Here is a 21588-nt window from a genome sequence, read left to right as displayed (position 1 = left end):
AATCTCGCCCTTATACCGGCATCTGCATGATGTCTTGATAGGCCTGGACCAGCTTGTTACGCACCTGGGTCAAGGCTTGAAAGGATACCGAGGCTTTCTGCGAAGCAATCATCACGTCGGTCAGGTCGACACCGCTCTTGCCGATTTCGAAGGCGTTGGCCAGTTGCGTGGAAGCCTGCTGAGTGTCACTGACCTTATTGATGGCCTGCCCCAGCATGTCGGCAAAATTACTTGAACCGAGCTCAGGCGCAGCTGCCGCTTTCGGCATCGACATGGCGTCCATTTGCATGGCCCGCATGTCTAACATCAATCGATTAAACTCAACACCTTGGCTCATGGACTTCTCTCTCCGACGGCCCGCATTTTTTTGACACTCACGCAGCGGATACGCAGGACTTAGCAACAAAAGTGCCAGCTCTGCGTACAAGCCGAATAAAAGCGTGAATATTCCCACCCATCAGCTGGCGAACAGGCTGGCCTCGACATCCATCCCGGCATCGCGCATCTGCGCCAGCTTGTAGCGCAGGGTCCGCGGACTGATACCCAAACGCTCAGCCGCTTCCTTGCGGCGCCCGCGTTCGGAGCGCAGGGTATCGATGATCATCTGGAACTCGTGACGACGCATGTCATCACCCAAACCACCTGGCGCCTCAACCGGCGGCGGCACTGACGTTGCGCTCAGCGGGGCAGCAGTGAACATCGGCATGGCACCGGCCAGACAAAAATCCGCCGCTTCAATTACCCCACCCTGCTGCAGAATCAGCGCCCGTTGAATGGCGTTATCGAGCTCGCGCACGTTGCCTGGCCAGGCATACCCCTGCAGGCAAGCTTTAGCCTCAGGCGACAGGCGCACCGGCGCATGCTTCATTTTATTGACGTGACGCGCCAGCAGGCGCTCAGCCAGCGGCAGAATATCGGCGCTACGCTCGCGCAGCGGTCGCCACGCCAGGGGGAACACCGACAGTCGATAGAACAGGTCTTCACGGAAACGACCGGCTGCTACCTCCCCCGCCAGATCACGGTTGGTGGTCGCAACGACGCGGATATCCAGGGCAATCGGCTTGCGCCCGCCGACCCGCTCCACTTCCCGCTCCTGCAACACACGCAGCAGCTTGGCTTGCAGCCCCAGAGGCATCTCGGAAATTTCATCGAGCAAGAGCGTACCGCCATCAGCCTGCTCGAACTTGCCCGCCTGGGCGGCGATCGCCCCGGTGAAGGAGCCCTTTTCGTGACCGAACAGGGTCGCTTCGAGCATGTTGTCCGGAATCGCCGCGCAGTTAATCGCCACGAACGGCTGACTGGCCCGGGTTGATTGCTGGTGGATAAACCGCGCCAGCACTTCCTTGCCAGTGCCCGACTCGCCGGAGATCAACACCGTGGAATCGCTACGCGCCACGCGCGTGGCCAGCTCCAACAATTGCGCACTGGCCGGCTCACAAGCAATCGGGCCTTCATCAGTCACACTGGCGGCCACTCCAAGGGCATGACGCGCCACCAGTTCAAGCAATGCCCGCGGCTCAAACGGCTTGACCAGATAATCCACCGCCCCTTGACGCATGGCTTCGACCGCGCGCTCGACGGCAGCATGAGCGGTCATCAACAACACCGGCAATTGCGGCTGACCCGCACGCAAGCGGGCCAGCAACTGATGCCCATCCATACCCGGCATATTGACGTCGCTGACCACCAGGCTGAACGTCTCTTCAGCCACAGCCTCCAGCGCCTCTTCGGCCGAGCCGACCGCACGATAAGCAAATCCACCCAGCTCCAGGGTATCGCCCAAGGCCTGACGCAGTGCCCGATCATCCTCGACCAGCAGCACCTTGATTGCCTTCATTGCTCATTCTCCATTTTCAGCACATCAATCAGCGGCAACGTCACCAGCGCACAGGTGCCACGACCCGGCCGCGAACGTAACTGCAAAGTCCCCTGATGCGCCCGCGCCACCGCCTTTACCACTGCCAGGCCAAGGCCAGTACCGGTGGCTTTGGTGGTAAGGAACGGCTCACCCAGACGTGCCAGCAACGCGCTGTCGATCCCCGCCCCGGCATCACTGACACACAGACGCAGCAGCTGCCCGCGACGATACAGATGCACCTTCAGGCGCACCGGCTCGCTGCTGGCCTGCAGGGCATTTTCAATCAGGTTGAGCAAGGCGCCGACCAAGGTGTCGCGATTGCACAGCAACTCTCCCAGGTGACTGTCGCACTGCCAGCGCACCGCATGCCCCTGGACATGGGCCTGGGCGGCCTGCTGCAGTGCTTGAAACAGCGCCTTGGGTGTCACCCGCTCAGTCAGCGGCAGCTCGCCGCGAGCGAACACCAGCATGTCGCGCACCTGATGCTCGAGCTCATGCAGACGCTCTTTGAGACTGCCGGCAAAGCGCTGCTGGGTTTCCAACGGCAAGCTCTGCTCAGCCAGGTGACTGGCGTACAGCAAGGCCGCCGACAGTGGCGTACGGATCTGATGCGCCAGCGAGGCGACCATCCGCCCCAGCGACGACAAGCGCTCATGGCGGGCCAGCTCACCTTGCAAGTGACGGGTTTCGGTCAGGTCATTGAGCAGCACCAGCTGCCCAGGCTCGGCATCCAGCGAGCGGGTGGCAATCGACAGGCGCCGGCCATCGCGCAGCGACACCTCATGGCCGTCGTCCTCACGCGGGGCGAAACTGCGGGCGATCACCTGGCGCCACAACTCACCCACCAGCGGCTCACCAAGCAAATCACAGGCGGCAGGATTGGCCTCGCGCACACGACCCTGGCCATCAATGACAATGACCCCACCCGGCAACAGATCAAGCAGGTTCTGCAGGCGGTTGGCCAGACGCTCCTTCTCAGCGAGCTCGGCCATGCGCTGGGCACTGACCACCGCCAGCTCGCCCTTGAGTTCGCTGACCCGGGCTTCGAGCAGGTTATAGGATTGATTCAGCTGACTGGAGACCTGGTCGAACAGAGCAAAGGCCTGCTCCAGGCCAAGGCGACTTTCCTGCTCGGCAGCGTTCTGCCCCTTCGACTTGGGGACACTGGAGATGGGGGCGGCCTGGGGCATCATGCTCTCTCGCGTGGCTGACCGTCATAAAACGGTATGTTGCCTGCGTTATAGCAATAGCCGTGCCGGATAACTTGGCGCTTTGTGCCGCAGACCATCAGACAGCGCAGCAAAGGCAGATGAGACGGGCGCTACAGCCCTTGGAAAGGTAGGGATATTGTGCACAGCGGAGCGTCCTTGCTCTCCACCATGACAGGCCAGGCGTCAATCCTCCGCCTGTTCATCTCCATCACGACGGCTCATGCCGTACTTGCGCATCTTTTCCACCAAGGTCGTGCGCCGGATGCGCAGACGCTCGGCGGCGCGCGCGACAATGCCATTGGCATCATCCAGCGCCTGCTGGATCAGCCCTTGCTCCAGCCCGCCCAGGTAGTCTTTGAGGTCCAGACCCTCGGGCGGCAGCATGGCATGGGTAGCGAAGCTCGGCGAGCTGCCGTTGATTGCCACACGCTCTTCCAGATCCGAACGCAGACTGTCGACCAGATGCTCGTCCTCGTCATCAACGTAGCGGAATTTCTTTGGCAGCTCCGTCACGCCAATCACACCGTAGGGGTGCATGATCGCCATGCGCTCGACCAGGTTGGCGAGTTCACGGACGTTGCCCGGCCAGCCATGACGGCACAGGGACATGATCGCCGCCGAATTGAAGCGGATCGAGCCGCGCTTTTCGTGCTCCATGCGCGAGATCAGCTCGTTCATCAGCAGCGGGATGTCTTCGACACGCTCACGCAGCGGGGCCATCTCGATGGGGAACACGTTCAGGCGGTAGTACAGGTCTTCGCGAAAGGTACCCGCCTCGATCATGCTTTCCAGATTCTTGTGGGTCGCGGCGATGATGCGCACATCGATACCCTGGGTCTTGTTGCTGCCAACCCGCTCAAAGGTCCGCTCCTGCAGCACGCGCAGCAGCTTGACCTGCATCGGCAGCGGCATGTCGCCGATCTCGTCAAGAAACAGGGTACCGCCATTGGCCAGCTCGAAACGGCCGGCACGACTGGTGATAGCACCGGTAAAAGCGCCCTTCTCGTGACCGAACAGTTCGCTTTCCAGCAGCTCGGCCGGGATCGCACCGCAATTGACCGGCACGAATGGCGCTTCGCGGCGCTTGGAGTGGTAGTGCAGGTTACGCGCAACCACTTCCTTGCCCGTGCCCGACTCGCCGAGGATCAGCACACTGGCATCGGTATCGGCCACTTGCTGCATCATCTGGCGCACATGCTGGATGGCGCGACTGGTGCCTACCAGGCTGCGAAACAGATTCGGCTCACGCTGGCGACCGCGCTCGCGGGCCTGGTCATACATCTCGCGATAGACCTGGGCACGATGCAACGAGTCAAGCAGCTTGCTATAGCTCGGTGGCATTTCAAGGTTGGAAAGAATGCGGCGGCGCAGCTCTTCCGGCAGCTCTGCAGAAGAAATTTCACCCAAATGCAGAACCGGAAGGAACTCATCCCACGCAGCCACTGTCTTAAGCAAGCCCACGAGACTTGCCGGAGCGTTCACGGTCCCGACCAGGACACAGAGTACTTCACGACTGGATGACAACGACTCAACCACCTGCTGCCAGTCTTGGCTTGTGCAGGGTAGATTTTCTTCGCCAAGAAAATTCAAAACCACCGCCAGGTCGCGGCGGCGAGTGCTATCGTCATCGATCAGCAGAATTTTGGTTTCACGCCACATGCAATAGCAACTTCCCTAGTCATCTCGGCGCCCTATTGTGGGCAAGCTCGACATCATTCCGACTGAACGGTCAGTGTTCGGACGTCTGAAATTTGAAAACAGCCACTAGTTAAGTCAAAAAACCGCACAGAGTCAAATTTATGGCGCCCTGTTTCTGGTTTTGCCCAGCTTCAGCTGAACAAATGGTATACCTTTGCCGCGTTTTTGGCTTGCCGGATCTGCGTCATCTCATCGACTATTGTTTGACGCTCGTCACTTGCAACCTCAATTAGTTGCCGGTAGACCCCAAGCAACTCTTCAAGGCTGCTACGCAACACTTCTTCGTTGACTGATGCTTCGGCCAGCACATCATCGACACACAACCGGCAGTTGACGTCGAGCTCGCTGATCGCCTCCCAGTCGCGACTGGCCAGGGCACCCAGCAGTGCTTCGCGGGTTTGTTCGATACGTTCGAGCACGACACTCATCACAGCCTCCTAGACGTCGGCGGATTGATCGCCGATAGCGTCCCAGCCTTCTTTGACGGTAATCAGCAAACGGGCCACCTCGTTGAGGATTTCCGGGTCATTCTGTACGTTGGCCTCGACCAGGCGTTTGCTCATGTAGGAATACAAGTTGTCCAGATCGGTCAACGAGTCTGCATGGTTTTCCAGATCCAGACCCTCGCGCAGGCCGCCGACGATACCGATAGCCTTGCCGATCAAGATGCCGCGCTGGGCGATGTCATTGCGCGCCATCGCACCCTTGGCCTGAGCAATACGGTCCAGGCCGCCCTGCATCAGCATTTGTACCAGACGATGCGGGCTGGCCACGGAGGTCTGCGCCACGCCGTTGACTTTCTGGTACTGGCGAAGGGCCAACATAGGGTTCATGTTCTACCTCGTCACAACTAAAAGGTTTCGTATACCGCTTATATCGCCTGGGCGTCAAAAAACTTTAGCGGAAAAGAAAAAGCCCGACGCATCCGAAGGATGCTGCCGGGCTTTTGGCGATCAATATCACTTCTTGGCTTGAGCATTCATGGCTTCGAAAAGCGAGGTAATACCATCCGCCTGAGACTTGAGCTTGCCGACCACGACATCCATCGCGATATATTTCTTGGTCAGTGAGTTGGTCAGGCTTTCAATTCGAAAATCCAGCGCTTCCTGCTGCGAAGCCAGATAACGCTGCGAGCGATTGAGCGCATCGTTACGCTTATCGAGCGAGCCACCCGACTGCAGGAACGGATCAATGGCCTTGTTCATCCGCGCGATCACACCATCGTCCTGGGTGAACAGCTTCTGTACTTCACCGCCCAGCTTCTTGTCGTTCAACGCTGCCTTGAACTTGGTGTCATTGAATTCGAGGGTACCATCCTTGGCAGTGTTGATGCCCAGCTGACTCAGCGAGGTCAGGCCACCACCGGATTGCGCAACTGCCAGCTCGGAGCGTAGCGCAGCCAACAACGAACGCGAGGTCGGATCACCGGTCAGCGACCCCAGTACCGTCTTGCCATCTGCATCTTTGCTCGTTGCAGTCAGACTGTTAACCGTCTGGACCAAAGCGTTGTAGGCATCGACGAAGGACTGCACGTCTTTCTTCAATCCGTCGCTATTGAGGCCGACTGTCACCGTCGACTTCTCACCTTCAGCCTTCAACTCCAGGGTCAAACCACTGACAGTTTTATCCAGCTTGTTGGATTTGCTGCTAATCGCCATACCGTCGATCATGACCTCGGCATTTATTGCCAGCTCACCGATACGACCAGCCGCATCACCCGCCATCACAACATTGTTATTGATGACCAACTCGGGAATGCCACCAACCGAAATGTCCGACCCTAGCCCTGTGGTGGTCGAACCAAACACCAGCCGCGACTTGCCACCATCATTGATAATGTTGGCGGAGATGCCATCTTTGCTCAACGTGCTGTTGATGCTGTCGCGCACCGTCTGCAGGGTCGCATTGGCGCCTACTTCGACCTTGTAGACCTTGCCGTTCTGAGTAATCTCAAGAGTGCCTGGGGAAATCGGCGCGTCGAAGCCCGCAAACGTCTGACTGGCTACTCGCGAAGAGGTGGCAAGCTTGAGAACTTCGATCTGGTAGGTACCGGCCACCGCCGAGTTGTTGGCTGTCGCCGTCACAGCCTTTTCATTGCCGCTGGTTGCAGCAAAGGCGAGAAAGGCTGGCGCGTCTTTATCATTGAGCTTCTTCATCGCCGCCTGATAAGTCGACAGCGCACTCTTGAGCGAGGCAACGCCAGAGATCATCGCCGAGTTATTGGCCGTCTGGCGCTTGATCTGACTCGACTTCGCCGCAGTATCAGAATCAACCAGTACTTTGACGATTGCACCAATGTCCATGCCTGAACCGGTGCCGATGCTCGCTGTAATTGGGCTTGCCATGAGTAACTCCCTCTCCGTTGCGCTGCTCCCTAGCAAACAACTCTAGCGAACATTTGAATCTTTAAGGTATCAGACCTTGGCGTTGAACAGCAGACTGTTCACGTCGCTCAGGCTGTGGGCGATGCGCAGCACTTCTTCCGATGGAATCTGGCGGACCAGTTCACCGGTTTCGCTGGCGATCACTTTGACAACAATTCTGCCGGACTCTTCATCCGTGGAGAATTCAAGATTGCGGCGGTTCGAGGCGAGAAACTTCTCGATATCCTTGACCGCGGTTTTCACTTGTTCAGTTTCAGACGTTTTGTCCCCGGCAGGCGCCTGGGCTTCATTAGCCGCCTGGACCACCTGGGTCGCCGACTTGTCGGTGGCCTGTTCGGCCGGGCGTGCAGCCGGATAAGACAAGTTCAGCTTGACGCTCATATCCATGTCTACCACCTCTTAATGCAAAAAGCGGGGAAGCACCACACGTGCACTCCCCCGCTCACAGCCGTTAAGCAGATTAGCCCAGCAGCTTCAGTACAGCCGACGGCAGCTGGTTAGCCTGGGACAGAATCGAAGTCGAGGCTTGTTGCAGAGTCTGCTGCTTGGTCAGCTGGGCAGTTTCAGCAGCGAAGTCGGTGTCCTGTACACGGCCACGGGCAGCTTCGGCGTTTTCGTTGATGTTTTGCAGGTTGTTGATGGTGCTGGTCAGACGGTTTTGCGCGGCACCCAGGGCAGCACGGTTGTCGTTGATCGCATCCAGTGCGGAGTCGATGGCGGTCATGGCGTTGCTGAAGCTAGTTTCAGCGGCAGCGCTAGTGGCACCCTTGATGTTTTTGCCAGCCAGTGCGGTCAGAGCCGGGTTGGTACCACCGGCAGTCTTCATCGCACCGCTCAGGGAGATGGTGATCTGGTTTGCGCCACCGGTGTTCGAACCGACCTGGAAGGTCATGACGCCAGCAGAGCCGTCCAGCAGGTTTTTGCCGTTCAGCTGGGTGCTGTCAGCAATACGGTCGATTTCCAGCAGCATTGCCTGGAACTCTTTGTCCAGTGCGTCACGGTCAGTCGAGCTGTTCGAGTCGTTTCGCGACTGAACGGCCAGTTCACGCATACGCTGCAGGATGTTGCTCTGCTCTTGCATCGCGCCTTCAGCGGTCTGGGCGATGGAAACACCGTCGTTGGCGTTTTTGATCGCCATGGTCTGACCACGGATCTGCGAGGTCATGCGGGTAGCGATCTGCAGGCCTGCGGCGTCGTCTTTAGCGCTGTTGATTTTCAGGCCGGAAGACAGACGGCTCATCGAGGTGCTCAGTGCATCGGAAGCACGGTTCAGGTTTTTCTGAACGCCCAGAGAGGTGGTGTTGGTGTTAACGGTCAAAGCCATGACGAATTCCTCGTTGGATTGGGTACTACGGCTTCCGGCCTTGGCAATTCGCCGAGGGTGGCACAGAGAACCTTCGTAGTAGTTATCGTCGTCAGGGCAGGTTGCTTTAGCGGATTTTCAAAAAAAATTACTGGCATCCTGCCACCCCAATGAAATCGGGGCTTCTGAGCTCAACGCCTTTACTGCAGGAGCGCTCTGCAGATGAGCCACAAATAAAAACGCCGCCCGGGAAACGGCGGCGTTTTTTACTGCATACGACTGTCAGTCGCGTCGTTCGATGATCGCAGAGCCCCACGACAGCCCCACACCAAAGCCACTCAAGGCGACGCGCTTGTGCTGCGAACCAAGCACATGCTTTTCCAGCAGCAACGGGATGCTGGACGACACGGTGTTACCGGTCTCAATCATGTCCTTGACGAATTTATCCCTGTGCTCGCCTTCCTTGAAGCGCGCAGACACGGCATCGACAATTGCCGCGCTGCCCTGATGCAGGCAATACAGGTCGATATCTTCGGCTTGAAGCTGGCTGGCCTCAAGCAGTTGCTGCAGATGCGCCGGAACTTTGACCAAGGCGAAGTTATACACCTGGCGCCCGTTCATGAAGAACTTGCCATCGGTGGTGCGCAAGTGCTCGGCACCGCCGCCATCGCTACCGAACAGTGACTTGCCGAGCTGCCAAGCGGCATCCTCACCCATCCACGTCGCCGTTGCGGCATCGCCGAACAACATGGTCGTGTTGCGGTCTTCAGGGTCGACAATCTTCGAATACGGGTCAGCAGTGATCAACAGGCCATTCTTCAGACCTGCAGCCTCCATGAAGCCCTTCATGGCATAAATGCCATAGACATAGCCGGAGCAGCCCAGAGAAATGTCAAAGGCGGCCACATGAGTTGCCAGACCAAGCTTGTGCTGGACGATGGCAGCGGTGTGCGGCAGGCCTTCGGCATCACCATTCTGGGTAACGACGATAACGACATCCACGGATGCCGGGTCCAGTGCTGGATTCCCAGCGAACAACGCCTTGACCGCCCCGACGCAAAGGTCGGAGGTTTCCTGGGCGGCGTCCTTGCGGGGCAAAAAGGTAGAACCGATCTTGCCGAAAATAAAATCCTGGTCTTTACCGAATTTCGCACCCTGGGCGTAGTTGTCCAGCCCTTCAGTTGGCACGTAACTGGCGATACTTTTAATGCCAATCATATGGCTTCCCAATTCAATAACAGCGAAATACCCACTGCGTCTTCAACGGCGTAAAGCCAGACGATACGGTTGCCCCGATCCCTGACAGCTTTTCCAAACGCGACGCAGCGGTTCCCGGTTTCGACAATATACAGTGAAGATGCGCGATCTGACTCCCGAGTCACGCGCTATTTGTCGATTCGGCACAGACTTCGCCAGGGAGAACCTGGGGGATACAACTACCGTGATCAGGCTGCTTGCTCTCGCCAGGGCGGATACGCCCCGGGCATTGCACACTCAGATCCTCGCCAAAGCGGTGGCCAGAACGTCCACCACCAGGCCTTGCTGCTCCTCGGAAAGACCGTGCCATAGCGGCAAGCGCAGCAGGCACTCTGATTGACTTTCAGTGACAGCCAATGAGCCGTGCACGCGCCCGTAGCGCTTGCCGGCCGGCGATGAATGCAGTGGCACGTAATGGAACACGGCATAGATGTCGTGGCGTTTAAGCTCACCAAGCACTGCCTGGCGGTCGATACCCGCGGCGAGCAACACATAGTACATGTGCGCGTTATGCTGGCAACTTTCCGGGACGATCGGACGGCGTAGCAACCCTTGCTGTTCCAGGCCGGATAAAGCGGCGTGGTAGCGGTTCCAGCTCGCCAGGCGGTTGTCGGTGATGGCTTGGGCTTCTTCCAATTGAGCCCAGAGAAAGGCCGCGATCAGCTCTCCCGGCAGAAACGAGGAGCCCACCTCCTGCCAAGTATATTTGTCCACTTCGCCGCGGAAGAAGCGGCTGCGGTCAGTGCCTTTTTCCCGGATTACCTCGGCCCGCATCGCCAATCCAGGCTCATTGACCAGCAAAGCCCCGCCTTCGCCGGAGATCACATTCTTGGTCTCATGGAAGCTGAACGCCCCCAGGTCACCGATGCTGCCCAGGGCTCTACCTTTGTAGGTCGACATCACCCCTTGCGCGGCATCTTCGACAACACTGAGGCCATGCTTGCGCGCAATGGCCAAGATGCTATCCATCTCGCAGGCCACGCCGGCGTAATGGACAGGTACGATGGCCTTGGTCCGCGGGGTGATCGCCGCCTCGATCAGGCGTTCGTCGAGGTTAAGCGTATCCGGGCGAATATCGACAAAAACCGGTACCGCGCCACGCAGCACAAAGGCATTGGCCGTGGAGACGAAGGTATAGGACGGCATAATGACCTCATCGCCAGGCTGAATGTCCAGCAGCAGAGCCGCCATTTCCAGCGCAGCGGTGCACGAGTGAGTCAGCAACGCCTTGTCGCAACCGGTGCGTGCTTCCAGCCATCGGTGGCAACGCTTGGTGAACGGGCCGTCACCGGCGAGCATGTTGCCGAATTTGGCTTCGGCAATGTAATGCAGCTCTTTGCCGGTCATGTGCGGACGATTGAAGAATATCGTGTCTTTGCTCATTACAAACTTCCCTGCGTGGGCGTACGGCGAATGGGGTTAGTGAGGCGAAGTGCAAGGCCGCTAAATCGTCGTGATGCGCCCACCTATCTGAGTGCCGTTATCAAGATTTTCATAGAAGTACGGGGTAAAGCCGGCCTTCTCCATCGCCTGCTGTGTTTCGCCAATATCGTATTCAACCCGGTGCAAGTGGAACGTTTCACCATCCCAGGTGGCAAAGCCAGCCCGAGGATCACCATCGCGCGGCTGCCCCACTGAACCCGGGTTGCAGTAGACCTTGCCCTCCCCGGACCACAGGTACTGGACATGCGTATGGCCTGACGCGAAATAGCTGCCAGGCAACGCTGCGAAATACGCTTGAGCGGGCCGCACATATTCGTCCAACGGATCAGTCCAGCCGCCATGGACGATGCTCAACCCATGCTGGACTGATCGCTCTACGAGCGAGTCCAGCCATGCCAGATTCTGCGTAGTGATAATGCTCTGCTGATAATCCAGGCAAGCATTGGCGCTATTGGAACGAGGGCAGCGCTCATGCCTGGCAAGGTACCAGTCATGATTGCCCATCACCGAGAAGATCCGCCGTTCACGCAAGGCCTCACAGCATTCATTTACCTGGCTGTAATAACCGGCCGTGTCGCCCAGGCAGATGATCTGCTCCACACCCAGGTCATCCAGCCTGGCAAGGACTGTCCGCAGGGCGCTGTAATTGCCATGTATGTCAGAAATGATTCCGATCATAGACAATGTGATCCTCTATAAAGCGGACAGCGAAACCACTGCGAATGATGGGTGGGCGCGGTGACTTGTTGTCGAGGTAATAGTCCAGGCACATTGCCGCCTCGTTGTAGCCGAAGGCACGACGAATCGAACTGGTCGAGGAGATTCGCGGATTGATTTCAAGCAAGCGCCAGCTGTCGTCGTTGCCACGACGGAACTGCAGGTTGGTCGGCCCCACCGGCTTGAACGCCTGACAGAGCCTGGCGACAGTCGCGTCCAGTGAGTCGTCCTGATACACCCAGGCCTTGGCGGTGGATCCGTCTGAAGCCAGGCTACGCTGGAAGGCGATGGTCGGGCCTGCATCACCCTGGCCATCACCGAAGGCTGCCACGGTAAACTCCTGGTTGGCGCTGCCAATGATCGGTTGCGCCATCAGGTAATCACCCAGCAGAGCTGCATGCGGGGCGAAGTCCCGCTCCTCGCGAACCCAGACCAGCCCCTTGGAGGCATAGCTTCTGCGCGGTTTGAGCAGGAACGGCAAACCCAGGGCAGCCTTGAGCGAGTGGAAATCTCCCGAAAGCAGGCTGGGAATACGGCTGCTATCACCCAGCACCATCAGGGCCTGATCCATAGCCCACTTGTCCCTTGAGAGTTCAATCAGCTTCTGGCTATTGAGGACCACCTTGCAGTCGAGCGTTGCCAGCAGGTCCCGGTTGTCCGACAACCAGTGAATGTCCTGTTCGATGCCTGGAATCAGCAGATCGACCTTGTGTCTGGCCAATGTATCGCCCAACCATTGGCCGTACTCCGGAGCTGCAGTCAAGGGCGCCTGCTCAAAGGCATCGCACCATGCCTGGCCTACGGCGTCGTTGTAGATATCCGTACCAATAAGCCGAATCGAGGGGGCCGCCGCTCGCAGCGACTTGAGCAGGCCGTAGCCCATGATGGCGCCCACGCCTGTCACCATGACAGTCTTCACGACACGCTCTCCCGATACGCACTCATCAGCTCGAAACCTCTGCGAATATCTATCTGCGGTATGAAACCGATACGGCTGAACAACTCGTTTGCACAGGCAAAGGACGGCAGGTCGGGGATATCGCTCTTTTCTGGCAGAAAGCGGATGTCCGCGGGCGTGCCGAACGCCTCGAAGGCTGCCTGGGCGATCTCGGAAAGCCGTGGAGTTTCGGGATGGCAGCAGTTGTGCAAGCCGCTGATACCCTGGTCCGCCACGCGTGAACAGATCTCGGCAAGATCGTCCAGATGCAGGTAATTGCGCCTGGCATCGTTGCTGCCGTAAAGGTTGACGCGGCTACCCGCCTGGGCATTGTCGGCAATGGCGTATATAAGCGGCTGGTGGCGCCTGCATTGCCCCTGGCTATCGTAGACCTGGCTGATGCGCAGGATACTCGACACCATGTCGCGCTCTTTGCAATACAGGCTTACGACTTCCTCGGCATGACGCTTGGACAGCGAGTAGCTACCAAAGTAAGGGTCTGTCGGTTGATAACAAGCCGAAAGCGACGACAGCAGAATAAAGTGCCGCGCCCCGCATTGTTCGGCCAGGCGGCAGGCAGATAACGCACCAACGCTGTTGACCAGTTCGGCGCGAATCAGATCTTCCGGTTGAGCGCCCCCGAAATCGGCAGCGGCCAGCACTACTACGTCGAACTGCTCGGCACAGGCAGAGGCAGCGGGATGACTCAGATCGAAAGGAATATCGCCGTCCCGACGCCCCGCCAGCTTGACCTGGCCGTGGCGCGACAATGCCTGGGCGACCGCTTTGCCAACGGCCGAGGTACTACCGATTACCAGGCTTTTCATGCTTGGGCGACTGTCGCTTCAAGCATCAGTGCACAACTGAGCTCTGGGTAGTCGATGCCAACAGCACACATGGCATTGATGATGTCATTGCTAAGGTGCAAGTCTTTCAATTGCGTTGTGGTGAAGGGCTTTAGAAACAGACCTTCCTTACGCACCACCTGCAGCCCCGCCTCTTCCAGTTCACGGGTCAGGCTCTCCAACGAGTAGGTACGCACATGGCCCAGCTCAAGATCACCTTGGCCCAGCGCCATCATATCGTCGAGCAAACCGGCGGCATGACCGAAACGCCGATGCAGGGACTCGCCGTTGGGCACCAACACAAAGCAGCGGCCACCGGGAACGAGAAACTGTTTGAACTTCTGCAGTACGACCTGCGGATCTTCAACATGCTCCAGGACAAACCCCATCACGATGAGGTCAAAGCGCTGGTCGGTATCGAATGTTTCGAAGTAGCCCTCGACGATATCAGCAGTACTGTTCGGGTACTGGGACTTGAACTGCGCGATCACCGATGCAGAACCATCAATGACCGTGTGCGCGTTGAAGAACTGGGAAAAGCGGTTCGTGGTGTAACCATGACCAATCCCGAGCTCCAGCAGACTGTGTTCCTTGGCGCACAGCGCCATGATCCGCTGAGGGTACCAATTCAACAAAATGTTGTTGTCGTAGGCGTAGCCAAAGCTGTCGCTATAGGCTCCGATGAAGCTATCAAGATGGTTGCTCATGTCACACGTACTCCGCCGCGCGGCCAAGGTAATAGTCTGTACAGATCATTCGGCCAACCAGGCCCGCCGCCAGGCATCCAGGCGCTCGCCTTCGAGCAGCCAGTGCGCACGCACCGTCGATTGCAGGGTGTCTCCCAAGGCGGCAGAGGCGTCACGGTCTTCCAGATGCAGGCGAATCGCGCGGATCCAGTCAGCCGCTTGGTTACTTACCCGCGATAGCGGCAATGTCTCTGCTGCGACAAAACCAGGCACCCGGCTGCAAATCACCGGATGACCGCAGGCGGCATGCTGCAAAACACGTAGATCGCCCGCACAAGCGTTGCCCAGGGTTTCGGCCATGGGGACCAGCGCGAGATCAAGATTCAAGGCGGCTAATGTCACCGCCAGGTGGCGCTGCTCGACGGCTGGATGCACCTCTGCCAGGAAGGGAAGCAATGACTCCGGGCAGTCACCCAGCACAACCCATTCGACTTCACCCGCCAACGCCGGCACGACATCGGCCAGCAGATGTGCATCCTTGTCACCCAGCCAACCCAGGCGTGGTTTGCTGCCTGTGCAGCGCTGCCCCTTCAAACGCCCCCAACTGGCCGGCAGAACACTTTCCAGCACGCGAATATCGTCATGCTGACCCTGTAACAGTTCTGCCAGCGCCGGCGTGGCAACCAGTACCCTATCAGCCTGCATCAATCCAGACCGCAGGCGTTCCAGCAGCTCATCGGCGCCACAATCATCCTTGAGCCCCATCTCCGGCAAATAACCATCCAGGTCATAGACCTTGAATGCCTGGGAGAAGGCCCGCAAGCGGCGTAGAGCCAATAGCCCGGCATCATCCAAAGGACGCTGCAACACCACGCTGGTCGGCGCAAAGCGCTCGATTTCCACCGGCGACAGCAAAGCCGAAATCGCCGCACCATCGACCTGACCGGCTTCAAGCAGCGCCCCGAGCGGCTGAATCAGCCGTGACTGAGCGGCATCTTGCTGGTCGGTGACACAAGCCAGCACCATGGGCACCCGGCCTTGTAACAGACGCCCGCTCAGCTCATTTTTCTCCAGGGCAAAACCCTCGCCGGCACGCAGCGAGAAGTTGGCATTGTAGGCAGGGTCACGCGCCAGTTGTGGCAGCCAGCGCGCATACAGCGCGTCTTCCTGCTCGGAACTCACAATGGTGTCGGGCACAGCGTCCAGCAACAGCCGTGCGTAAGGTGTCCAGACGTTCAGGTAACCTGCCTGCTGCAGCCTCAGGCACAGATCCGCATCGACCCAGGGGGCGAGCAGCAGATCACTGTCAAAGCCACCCGCCTCTAGGAACAAGGCGCGGCGCAGCATGAGGCATTCGCCCCCCACGGCGGAGCAATTCTGCTCAAGCCAGAGCCGTCCCATGTAACCCGCTGCCTGGGATGGCAGGCCCTCGAAGGCTCGACCGACGGTCCCTCCCAGGCCAAGTACCAGGCCAGCTTGGCGAACGTTGCCATCACTCGTCTGCAACTTGCCCCCGACGACACCGACCTCCGGGCGCTGCGCATGATTGAGCAATGCCTGCAACCAGTCAGCCTCAAGCACCGCGCTGCGCGCATCGAGCCAGACCAGATACTCGCCGCGCGCCTCTTGCGCCGCGACGTTGCACATGGCCGCCCGCGGTTGCCCAGGCATGAAGCGCAGCACCTGGAAACGCTCCCCGCCCATCTGCCCGAGCATGTCCAGCCACTCCAGCAGTGCCGGATCGTTACTGCCCGGTTCGATCAACACGACTTCGTAGTCGCTATGGGTAGTCTGCGTCAGCAGGCTTTCCAGGCAACGCTGGAAATCCACCAATTGTCCTTCCAGGTAAATCAGGATGCTCACCGAGGCATGCCGCTCATGACCGTAGTCAACCCGATAGCAACCTGGCGACATCGCCAACGGCAGCGCTCGCGCCTGAGCGTAACCCCGCGCCTGCAAATGCCCCTCAATGACCGCGTGCTCATCAGCACACACCGACTGGCGCAGGCTATTGGCGATCAGCAAGGGCTCGCTGACATGACCTATGCTCGCCAACCCTTGCTCGCTGATCAGACGCAATTGATAGCCCAACTCAAAAGCGCGACCGCAGGCACTGTCGAAGCCGGACTGTTGCAGCCACGCCTCACGACGGTAGAGCCAATGTCGGGACAAGCTCGCCGGGAACGCCAGGAGTAAATCCAGATTCAGATCCGGTCGCAAGGACATGTCGATCACCCCGTCTCCCGTGCGCTGTGCCTCGTCGGCATACACCGCGAGACAACTGCCGGGAGCATCAAGCAGATTCAGCGCCGTCACCAGCAGACCGCTGGCGACAAACTCCTCCCCTGCCTCGACCAGCATGAACCAGTCGCTTGGGCTGCCTTCGAGCAAGCCATTGATCGCGGTCGCTGGTTGCCCGCTGTCGCATGCCAGCCACTGTACGCTGGCACGCCCCGGATCAGCGGCACCCAGCACGTGAACCTGCAAGCGCTGATATAGACTTCGTTCCAGACTGTCCAGGGTACGTGCCAAGGCGAGCTGATCAGCGTTATCGACCACCAGAATGGCGAAGCTCGGCGCCGCCGGACTCGCCAGCCGCTCATTGATCAGACGCAGCTGCGCCGCTTGCGGGTAACGCTCACGCAACCAGTCAAGCATGCCCAGGCGATTACCGAGCGCCTCTCGGCAGGCAGCCGCCTGGGTCTTGGCGATAAACGCATCCAGCTGTTGCCAGAACGGTGCCGTGCGCTCCACATAACGCGGTAAGGCATCGCCGAGGCTCGCACGAGCATGTTCGAGCGCATCCGGTTGATCGAACATGGCGAAGCCAACACAGCCGAAGAAGCTGTTGTCGAGCAGTTGCTGATCGACACCATGCCCCGGCATGAAAATCACTGGGCAACCACACAAGACCGCGATCACGCAGGTCATCGACCACTCATAGGTGTACATCACCTCTGCCTTGCGCAGCAGCGTGGCAAGCTCGGGCAAGGTCAGGGCATTGGCCATGCTCAGCAGACGAATATCCGCTGGCAGCTGCGAGTAGTCGATCTGCGTCAGCGGATGGCGGTTCTGATAGAGATAATGTCCCTCACGCACGGTCCCGGATGGCGCAGCCGAGAACAGCTCGACATCGATGGTCGGCAAGCACAACAGGTCACCGCCGGCATGGCCACGGTGTTCGGCAAGCCGAGGCGCGTAATAGAAAAACAGATCGTTGGCCGTGGCACCCATGCTTTTGCCAGAAATAAAGCCCTCGAAGTTCAGCAGAAAACGCGCTACTACCGAACAGTTGAGCGGATTGCCCGAGACCACCTCTGGATACACCGCAATCGGTACCTTGCCCGCCTCCATATGGCGCTGGGTGATAGCCGAGTCGATCAGCGGCGTCTTCAGCTCTGGATTGACCACCTCGGTGCCGCAGATATATGCCTCACGCCCATTGAGGTTGAGCATATGGCAGAGATAGTGCAGCGAAACGATACCCGACGAGGTTTCACGGTAAGCAGGTGCCAGAATGTAGTAAGGATGCTCCGGCTTGACGTACATCAGCCGCAGACGGGCCAGCGCCAGTTCAAGCGATTGGGCGTCCAGCTGCATAAAGTTCGACATCGGGTGCAGACTCCAGAATCAGATCAATCAGGGTGTCACCGGACAAGCCCTGTCAGGCCGTCCGCCGCTCCAGAAAAGCCGGTGCATCGGCGCCGGTGTTGAACAACAAATCGATGACACTCAGTGCATGCTGGAACTCACCGAACACCTGCGGGTATTCGGGATAACCGGCATAGCTCATGTACGACACCGCAATCCCGGCGGCGGCGAAGGCGGCTTCGTCGAGGTAGCAGCTGGCTGCCGGCCCGGAGAGGTATTCACTGGCGCCGAGCGCCTGACACAGGTGAATCAGGCGCTCGTTCCGTCCCTCGACCTGTCCGATTTCTTCGGAACGGTACAAAGGCGTGTAGATGCCGAGCAGGGGACACAGGCCGGCGATAAACAGGTGGTTGATGCGCGATAGATGACTGAGGCTGTCCGCTTGCTCGTAGAGGGCGCGAATCGGCCCCTCCATCTGCGCGAAGCATGGCGCTCGCCGGTAACTCTGTTCGATGGTTTTCCAGTGCGCTGCCGCCCACCCCGGGCTACTGATCTCAACCTCATTGATCAACTGCCCGAGACGCCCCTTCTTCTTCACCGCAATGCTCAGCCAGTGCTCGCCCTGGGCGGTCTTGATCTTGTTGCGATTGCGCCAGTCACACCGTGTGTACTGCACATCGTCATACAAGATGAACGCATCGACGCTGCGAATCAGATCGAAGTATCCCTTCCAGGGGATGTAGTTCGACTGCACCACAGCTACTTTCTTTTGCATCCTGAACCTCACGTGCACAGCGCAAAACTGAGTCACTAGCCTGTCAATAAATCGCCACCAGACATGAAAAAGCCGGGTACTAGACCCGGCTTTTGCAATTCCCGCGCCAGCTATCCCAGCTGCGCGAGCCATTGCAGCTGCGAGTGCGCGCGACCGTTGAACGCCGTCGGCCACCGTGCTGCCAACGCCTGACTGACACTGGCGTCCAGGGTTGCCAAGGCACTGACGAGCAATTGCGAGCGAGGCGTCCATACCACCATCAGCCCCGTTTCGGCCACAGCCAGGCACAGGTCGATATCTGCGCCAGCTGCTGCCTGCAGCCCGCCAAAATGCTCGAACAGCTCCTTGCGCACCATCAGGCAATCGCCGGACACCGCCGGGCAGCTGCGCACCGACAGCGACCAGCTGTGCCTGGCGCCGACGTCAAGCGACAGCCCCTGCCATGGCGCATGCACCTGTGGATCGGCGAGCAACTCATAGCCTGCATGGGCCAGTGTGCCGTCAGTAGCGTGCAGGCATGCGCCGACGACCCCCACCTCCGGACGCTGCGCTTCATTGAGCAAGGCCTCGATCCAGGCCGGGGTGATCACCTGGCAGCGCTCTGACAGAAGTACCAGATAGTCACCGCGGGCCTGACTGGCCGCCAGATTCAGCAGCTCGCCACGCGACGCACCTGGCTCAGCGCCCAGCCAGCGGATGCGCCCGGCAAAGGCCTGGGATGCGCTGACCTCGGCTTCAAGCGCATCACTGGCACAGGCCACCACCACTTCGTAGCGTGGATAGCGGGTACGCTGGAGCACAGCGGTCAGGCTAGCCTGGAGTTGCGCCGAGTCCCCCTCAAACGCCAACAGAATGCTGACCAGCGGCGTGGCGGAATGACGGAAATCGATAACCAGGCCGGACGCCCCCTGATTACTGACCTGGCTTCGATAACCCAATTGCGTCAGGTGCCGGTTGAGAATCGTCTGCGCCTCTGTGACCAACGCTGGCGAAGCCTGCTGGCCGATGACCAGATAATCGTCCATATGGGCCAGGCAACCCTGCCCCTGTTCTTCCACCAGACGCAGCAACAGGTCGAGCTCAAGGGCCTGGCGATGGGTCTCACTGTAACCACCCAGATCGAGCACGGCCTGGCGACGCACCAGCCAATGCCGAGACATCAAGCCCGGCTGGCTGCGCAGCAGGTCCAGATTGCCCCCTGGACGCACCACACTGAGCAGACGCCCATCGGCATCACGCTGTACTTCGTTGGCAGCGATGGCCTGGCACGCAGGTGCCTCGCCAAGCTCCACCGACAAGCGCTGCAATCCGCCGCCAAGCAGCACGTCGCCGGCCTGCAGCAGCAGCAACCATTCGCTTGGCAGTTGGCGTACGACCTGGTTCAGGTGAGTCACCCAGTTGCTTTCAGTCACCCGGATGAAATGCAGGGTGTCGCGCGCCGTGGTGATCGTCGGCGGATTGCCGCCTTTGAGCACCACCAGTTTGAAGTTGCGCACACCACTGGCCAGCAGGCTGTCAAACGTGGTTTGCAATGCCTGATCGTCATCCTCAAGGTCGACGACCACGAAGGCGATCTGCGGGGCGGGGTGCTTGGCCAGATGCGCCATCACGCGCAGGCGCCCTGCCTCATCCGGCGTGGCCGCCGCGATGGCATCCAGTACCTGGCCGGAAGAAGTGGCACGCAGCCTTGCCTGCATGTCGATACCCGGCACCTGCTCAAGGCGCTGGAGCCAGTTACCCAGTTCACGGGCGCGCTCGCTATCGTCATCGTCGTTCAACATCGGCATCAGGTGCTGACAGACGTCCAGGTTGAACAGCCCCAATGCCAGGGCTTGCCAATAGCGTTGTTGCAAGCTCTCTGCAACATCATTGGGATGTTCCTGCATCAGATCGCGCTGGCGTACCCAGATCCCTTCCAGGGCGTGCTGGTGTTTCTGGCCAGTCGGCCAGGCATGGCAGAGAAACTCCAGTGCCGTCAGCTGATCGAACAAGGCACTGTTGTAGTACGGCAGCCTGACATACTGGCGCGGCTCAAAAACACGCTCAGGATCATCGACAACACTATTCCACGGGGAGGTGAAAAGCAGGGGCTCCTCGCCTTGGTCATAGGTACCACGAACGAATCGATTGAGTACTACGACCGCTGCTTCGTCGGCGCACAGCCACTGATGACCGGCGTCCCATTGGCGCAGCGTGCGCACCACCTGATTCAGGCGCTCTTCGCGAATGACCGGCGTCAGTGTGCAAGGCTCGTACTCACAGACCACATCCGTCTGCTCAAGGTGAGTGACCTCTCCCTGAGCCAGCACAGCGCAGGACAAGGCCACGCGGAAACCGGCAAAGTCCAGCGCCCCCGGCACTATAGCCAGCGCCTTCTGCAAGGCCGCGACACGCAATACCGCGCGCCAGGCCTGCTGACCCGCCTGGGCATACTGCTTCAGACGGGCAGCGGCGCCCTCCTCAGCCAGCGGCGCAAACGACGAGCCAATCTTGTGATAAGCCACTTGAGCATTACCCGGGGCATAGGCCAGGGCATAGCCTTGCACCGCCACTGCCTGGGACTGCTGATGCAGGCGCGCCGCAGCGCTGTCCAGTGACGTCGCCAGGACGAAATCGGCATCCAGGGCCAAGGTCACGAAAGGCGTGGTGACTTGCGCCAGCGCCTGCGCCAGACGCTCGCGGCAAAGCTCAGCCGGCGTGGCCGCAAGCAGCGGCTCCAGAGGCAGGCAAGGGACACCGGCCTGACCATAGTAATGTAGCGCACGGACACGGTGATCCGCCTGGTCATGTCCCAGCAGGACAACGGTCACATCACTTCGTGACCCAGTTGCGATTTCGATCATAGTGCACCTGTTCAAGTTGTCGTTTCAGCATCCGGCCGCG

Annotated in this window: 18 protein-coding genes; all 18 read right to left on the bottom strand. The window is 59.3% G+C overall.

What is annotated here, in order from left to right; genetic code table 11:
• Positions 1 to 10: 10 nt before the first annotated feature.
• On the bottom strand, positions 11 to 337 hold the full coding sequence (gene fliE / locus C6382_RS14900; RefSeq protein WP_010224994.1) for a flagellar hook-basal body complex protein FliE: 327 nt from the start codon (positions 335 to 337) through the stop codon (positions 11 to 13).
• 120 nt (positions 338 to 457) lie between these two features.
• Complete coding sequence (locus tag C6382_RS14895) at positions 458 to 1837, bottom strand: sigma-54 dependent transcriptional regulator (RefSeq protein ID WP_107025181.1); 1380 nt, start codon at positions 1835 to 1837, stop codon at positions 458 to 460.
• Positions 1834 to 3048 carry a PAS domain-containing sensor histidine kinase gene (locus C6382_RS14890; RefSeq protein ID WP_107025180.1) on the bottom strand — a complete coding sequence of 405 codons (1215 nt, stop codon included), beginning with the start codon at positions 3046 to 3048 and terminating at the stop codon, positions 1834 to 1836. The genes C6382_RS14895 and C6382_RS14890 overlap by 4 nt, the downstream gene beginning before the upstream one ends.
• Positions 3049 to 3252: 204 nt before the next feature.
• Complete coding sequence (locus tag C6382_RS14885; protein ID WP_107025179.1) at positions 3253 to 4728, bottom strand: sigma-54 dependent transcriptional regulator; 1476 nt, start codon at positions 4726 to 4728, stop codon at positions 3253 to 3255.
• Between the two features lie 170 nt (positions 4729 to 4898).
• Positions 4899 to 5195: a flagellar protein FliT gene (gene fliT, locus C6382_RS14880; RefSeq protein WP_107025178.1), complete on the bottom strand. Its 297-nt coding sequence runs from the start codon at positions 5193 to 5195 to the stop codon at positions 4899 to 4901.
• A gap of 9 nt (positions 5196 to 5204) precedes the next feature.
• Positions 5205 to 5600 (bottom strand): flagellar export chaperone FliS, encoded by a 396-nt coding sequence (gene fliS, locus C6382_RS14875; RefSeq protein ID WP_107025177.1) that lies wholly within the window; start codon positions 5598 to 5600, stop codon positions 5205 to 5207.
• Between the two features lie 126 nt (positions 5601 to 5726).
• A complete protein-coding gene (gene fliD, locus C6382_RS14870; RefSeq protein ID WP_107025176.1) occupies positions 5727 to 7112 on the bottom strand; it encodes a flagellar filament capping protein FliD in 1386 nt (461 codons plus the stop codon).
• A 69-nt stretch (positions 7113 to 7181) separates the two neighbouring features.
• On the bottom strand, positions 7182 to 7538 hold the full coding sequence (locus C6382_RS14865; protein ID WP_107025175.1) for a flagellar protein FlaG: 357 nt from the start codon (positions 7536 to 7538) through the stop codon (positions 7182 to 7184).
• Between the two features lie 73 nt (positions 7539 to 7611).
• Positions 7612 to 8475: a flagellin domain-containing protein gene (locus C6382_RS14860; protein WP_107025174.1), complete on the bottom strand. Its 864-nt coding sequence runs from the start codon at positions 8473 to 8475 to the stop codon at positions 7612 to 7614.
• 261 nt (positions 8476 to 8736) lie between these two features.
• Positions 8737 to 9672 carry a ketoacyl-ACP synthase III gene (locus C6382_RS14855; RefSeq protein ID WP_107025173.1) on the bottom strand — a complete coding sequence of 312 codons (936 nt, stop codon included), beginning with the start codon at positions 9670 to 9672 and terminating at the stop codon, positions 8737 to 8739.
• 276 nt (positions 9673 to 9948) lie between these two features.
• Entirely contained in the window at positions 9949 to 11094 is a 1146-nt protein-coding gene (rffA, locus tag C6382_RS14850; RefSeq protein WP_107025172.1) for a dTDP-4-amino-4,6-dideoxygalactose transaminase, read from the bottom strand.
• Between the two features lie 60 nt (positions 11095 to 11154).
• Positions 11155 to 11832 carry a metallophosphoesterase gene (locus C6382_RS14845; protein WP_107025171.1) on the bottom strand — a complete coding sequence of 226 codons (678 nt, stop codon included), beginning with the start codon at positions 11830 to 11832 and terminating at the stop codon, positions 11155 to 11157.
• The gene (locus C6382_RS14840) at positions 11813 to 12790 is read right to left on the bottom strand and encodes an ATP-grasp domain-containing protein (protein WP_107025170.1); all 978 of its coding nucleotides are present in this window, start codon (positions 12788 to 12790) and stop codon (positions 11813 to 11815) included. Before C6382_RS14840 ends, C6382_RS14845 begins: the two co-directional genes overlap by 20 nt.
• Positions 12787 to 13635, bottom strand: a complete 849-nt coding sequence (locus C6382_RS14835; protein WP_107025169.1) for an NAD(P)-dependent oxidoreductase — start codon at positions 13633 to 13635, stop codon at positions 12787 to 12789. Before C6382_RS14835 ends, C6382_RS14840 begins: the two co-directional genes overlap by 4 nt.
• Complete coding sequence (locus C6382_RS14830) at positions 13632 to 14360, bottom strand: class I SAM-dependent methyltransferase (RefSeq protein WP_107025168.1); 729 nt, start codon at positions 14358 to 14360, stop codon at positions 13632 to 13634. Before C6382_RS14830 ends, C6382_RS14835 begins: the two co-directional genes overlap by 4 nt.
• A gap of 45 nt (positions 14361 to 14405) precedes the next feature.
• Complete coding sequence (locus C6382_RS14825; protein ID WP_107025167.1) at positions 14406 to 17951, bottom strand: glycosyltransferase; 3546 nt, start codon at positions 17949 to 17951, stop codon at positions 14406 to 14408.
• Positions 17952 to 18003: 52 nt separating this feature from the next.
• Positions 18004 to 18705 (bottom strand): WbqC family protein, encoded by a 702-nt coding sequence (locus C6382_RS14820; protein WP_107025166.1) that lies wholly within the window; start codon positions 18703 to 18705, stop codon positions 18004 to 18006.
• Positions 18706 to 18815: 110 nt separating this feature from the next.
• Positions 18816 to 21515 (bottom strand): glycosyltransferase, encoded by a 2700-nt coding sequence (locus C6382_RS14815; protein WP_256589109.1) that lies wholly within the window; start codon positions 21513 to 21515, stop codon positions 18816 to 18818.
• Between the last annotated feature and the right edge of the window lie 73 nt (positions 21516 to 21588).

It is taken from the genome of Pseudomonas sp. BBP2017, from assembly GCF_003024385.1.
Classification (GTDB): domain Bacteria; phylum Pseudomonadota; class Gammaproteobacteria; order Pseudomonadales; family Pseudomonadaceae; genus Aquipseudomonas.
The sequence above is the reverse complement of the archived record's forward strand: the minus strand, read 5'-3'. Positions and strand labels throughout refer to the sequence as shown.

Coding starts and splice junctions, on each gene's coding strand:
- fliD (WP_107025176.1), bottom strand. CDS start 7,112: ATGGCAAGCCCAATTACAGCGAGCATCGGCACCGGTTCAGGCATGGAC.
- C6382_RS14845 (WP_107025171.1), bottom strand. CDS start 11,832: ATGATCGGAATCATTTCTGACATACATGGCAATTACAGCGCCCTGCGG.
- C6382_RS14825 (WP_107025167.1), bottom strand. CDS start 17,951: ATGTCGAACTTTATGCAGCTGGACGCCCAATCGCTTGAACTGGCGCTG.
- C6382_RS14860 (WP_107025174.1), bottom strand. CDS start 8,475: ATGGCTTTGACCGTTAACACCAACACCACCTCTCTGGGCGTTCAGAAA.
- fliT (WP_107025178.1), bottom strand. CDS start 5,195: ATGAGTGTCGTGCTCGAACGTATCGAACAAACCCGCGAAGCACTGCTG.
- fliE (WP_010224994.1), bottom strand. CDS start 337: ATGAGCCAAGGTGTTGAGTTTAATCGATTGATGTTAGACATGCGGGCC.
- C6382_RS14820 (WP_107025166.1), bottom strand. CDS start 18,705: ATGCAAAAGAAAGTAGCTGTGGTGCAGTCGAACTACATCCCCTGGAAG.
- C6382_RS14885 (WP_107025179.1), bottom strand. CDS start 4,728: ATGTGGCGTGAAACCAAAATTCTGCTGATCGATGACGATAGCACTCGC.
- fliS (WP_107025177.1), bottom strand. CDS start 5,600: ATGAACCCTATGTTGGCCCTTCGCCAGTACCAGAAAGTCAACGGCGTG.
- C6382_RS14895 (WP_107025181.1), bottom strand. CDS start 1,837: ATGAAGGCAATCAAGGTGCTGCTGGTCGAGGATGATCGGGCACTGCGT.
- rffA (WP_107025172.1), bottom strand. CDS start 11,094: ATGAGCAAAGACACGATATTCTTCAATCGTCCGCACATGACCGGCAAA.
- C6382_RS14830 (WP_107025168.1), bottom strand. CDS start 14,360: ATGAGCAACCATCTTGATAGCTTCATCGGAGCCTATAGCGACAGCTTT.
- C6382_RS14835 (WP_107025169.1), bottom strand. CDS start 13,635: ATGAAAAGCCTGGTAATCGGTAGTACCTCGGCCGTTGGCAAAGCGGTC.
- C6382_RS14855 (WP_107025173.1), bottom strand. CDS start 9,672: ATGATTGGCATTAAAAGTATCGCCAGTTACGTGCCAACTGAAGGGCTG.
- C6382_RS14890 (WP_107025180.1), bottom strand. CDS start 3,048: ATGCCCCAGGCCGCCCCCATCTCCAGTGTCCCCAAGTCGAAGGGGCAG.
- C6382_RS14865 (WP_107025175.1), bottom strand. CDS start 7,538: ATGGATATGAGCGTCAAGCTGAACTTGTCTTATCCGGCTGCACGCCCG.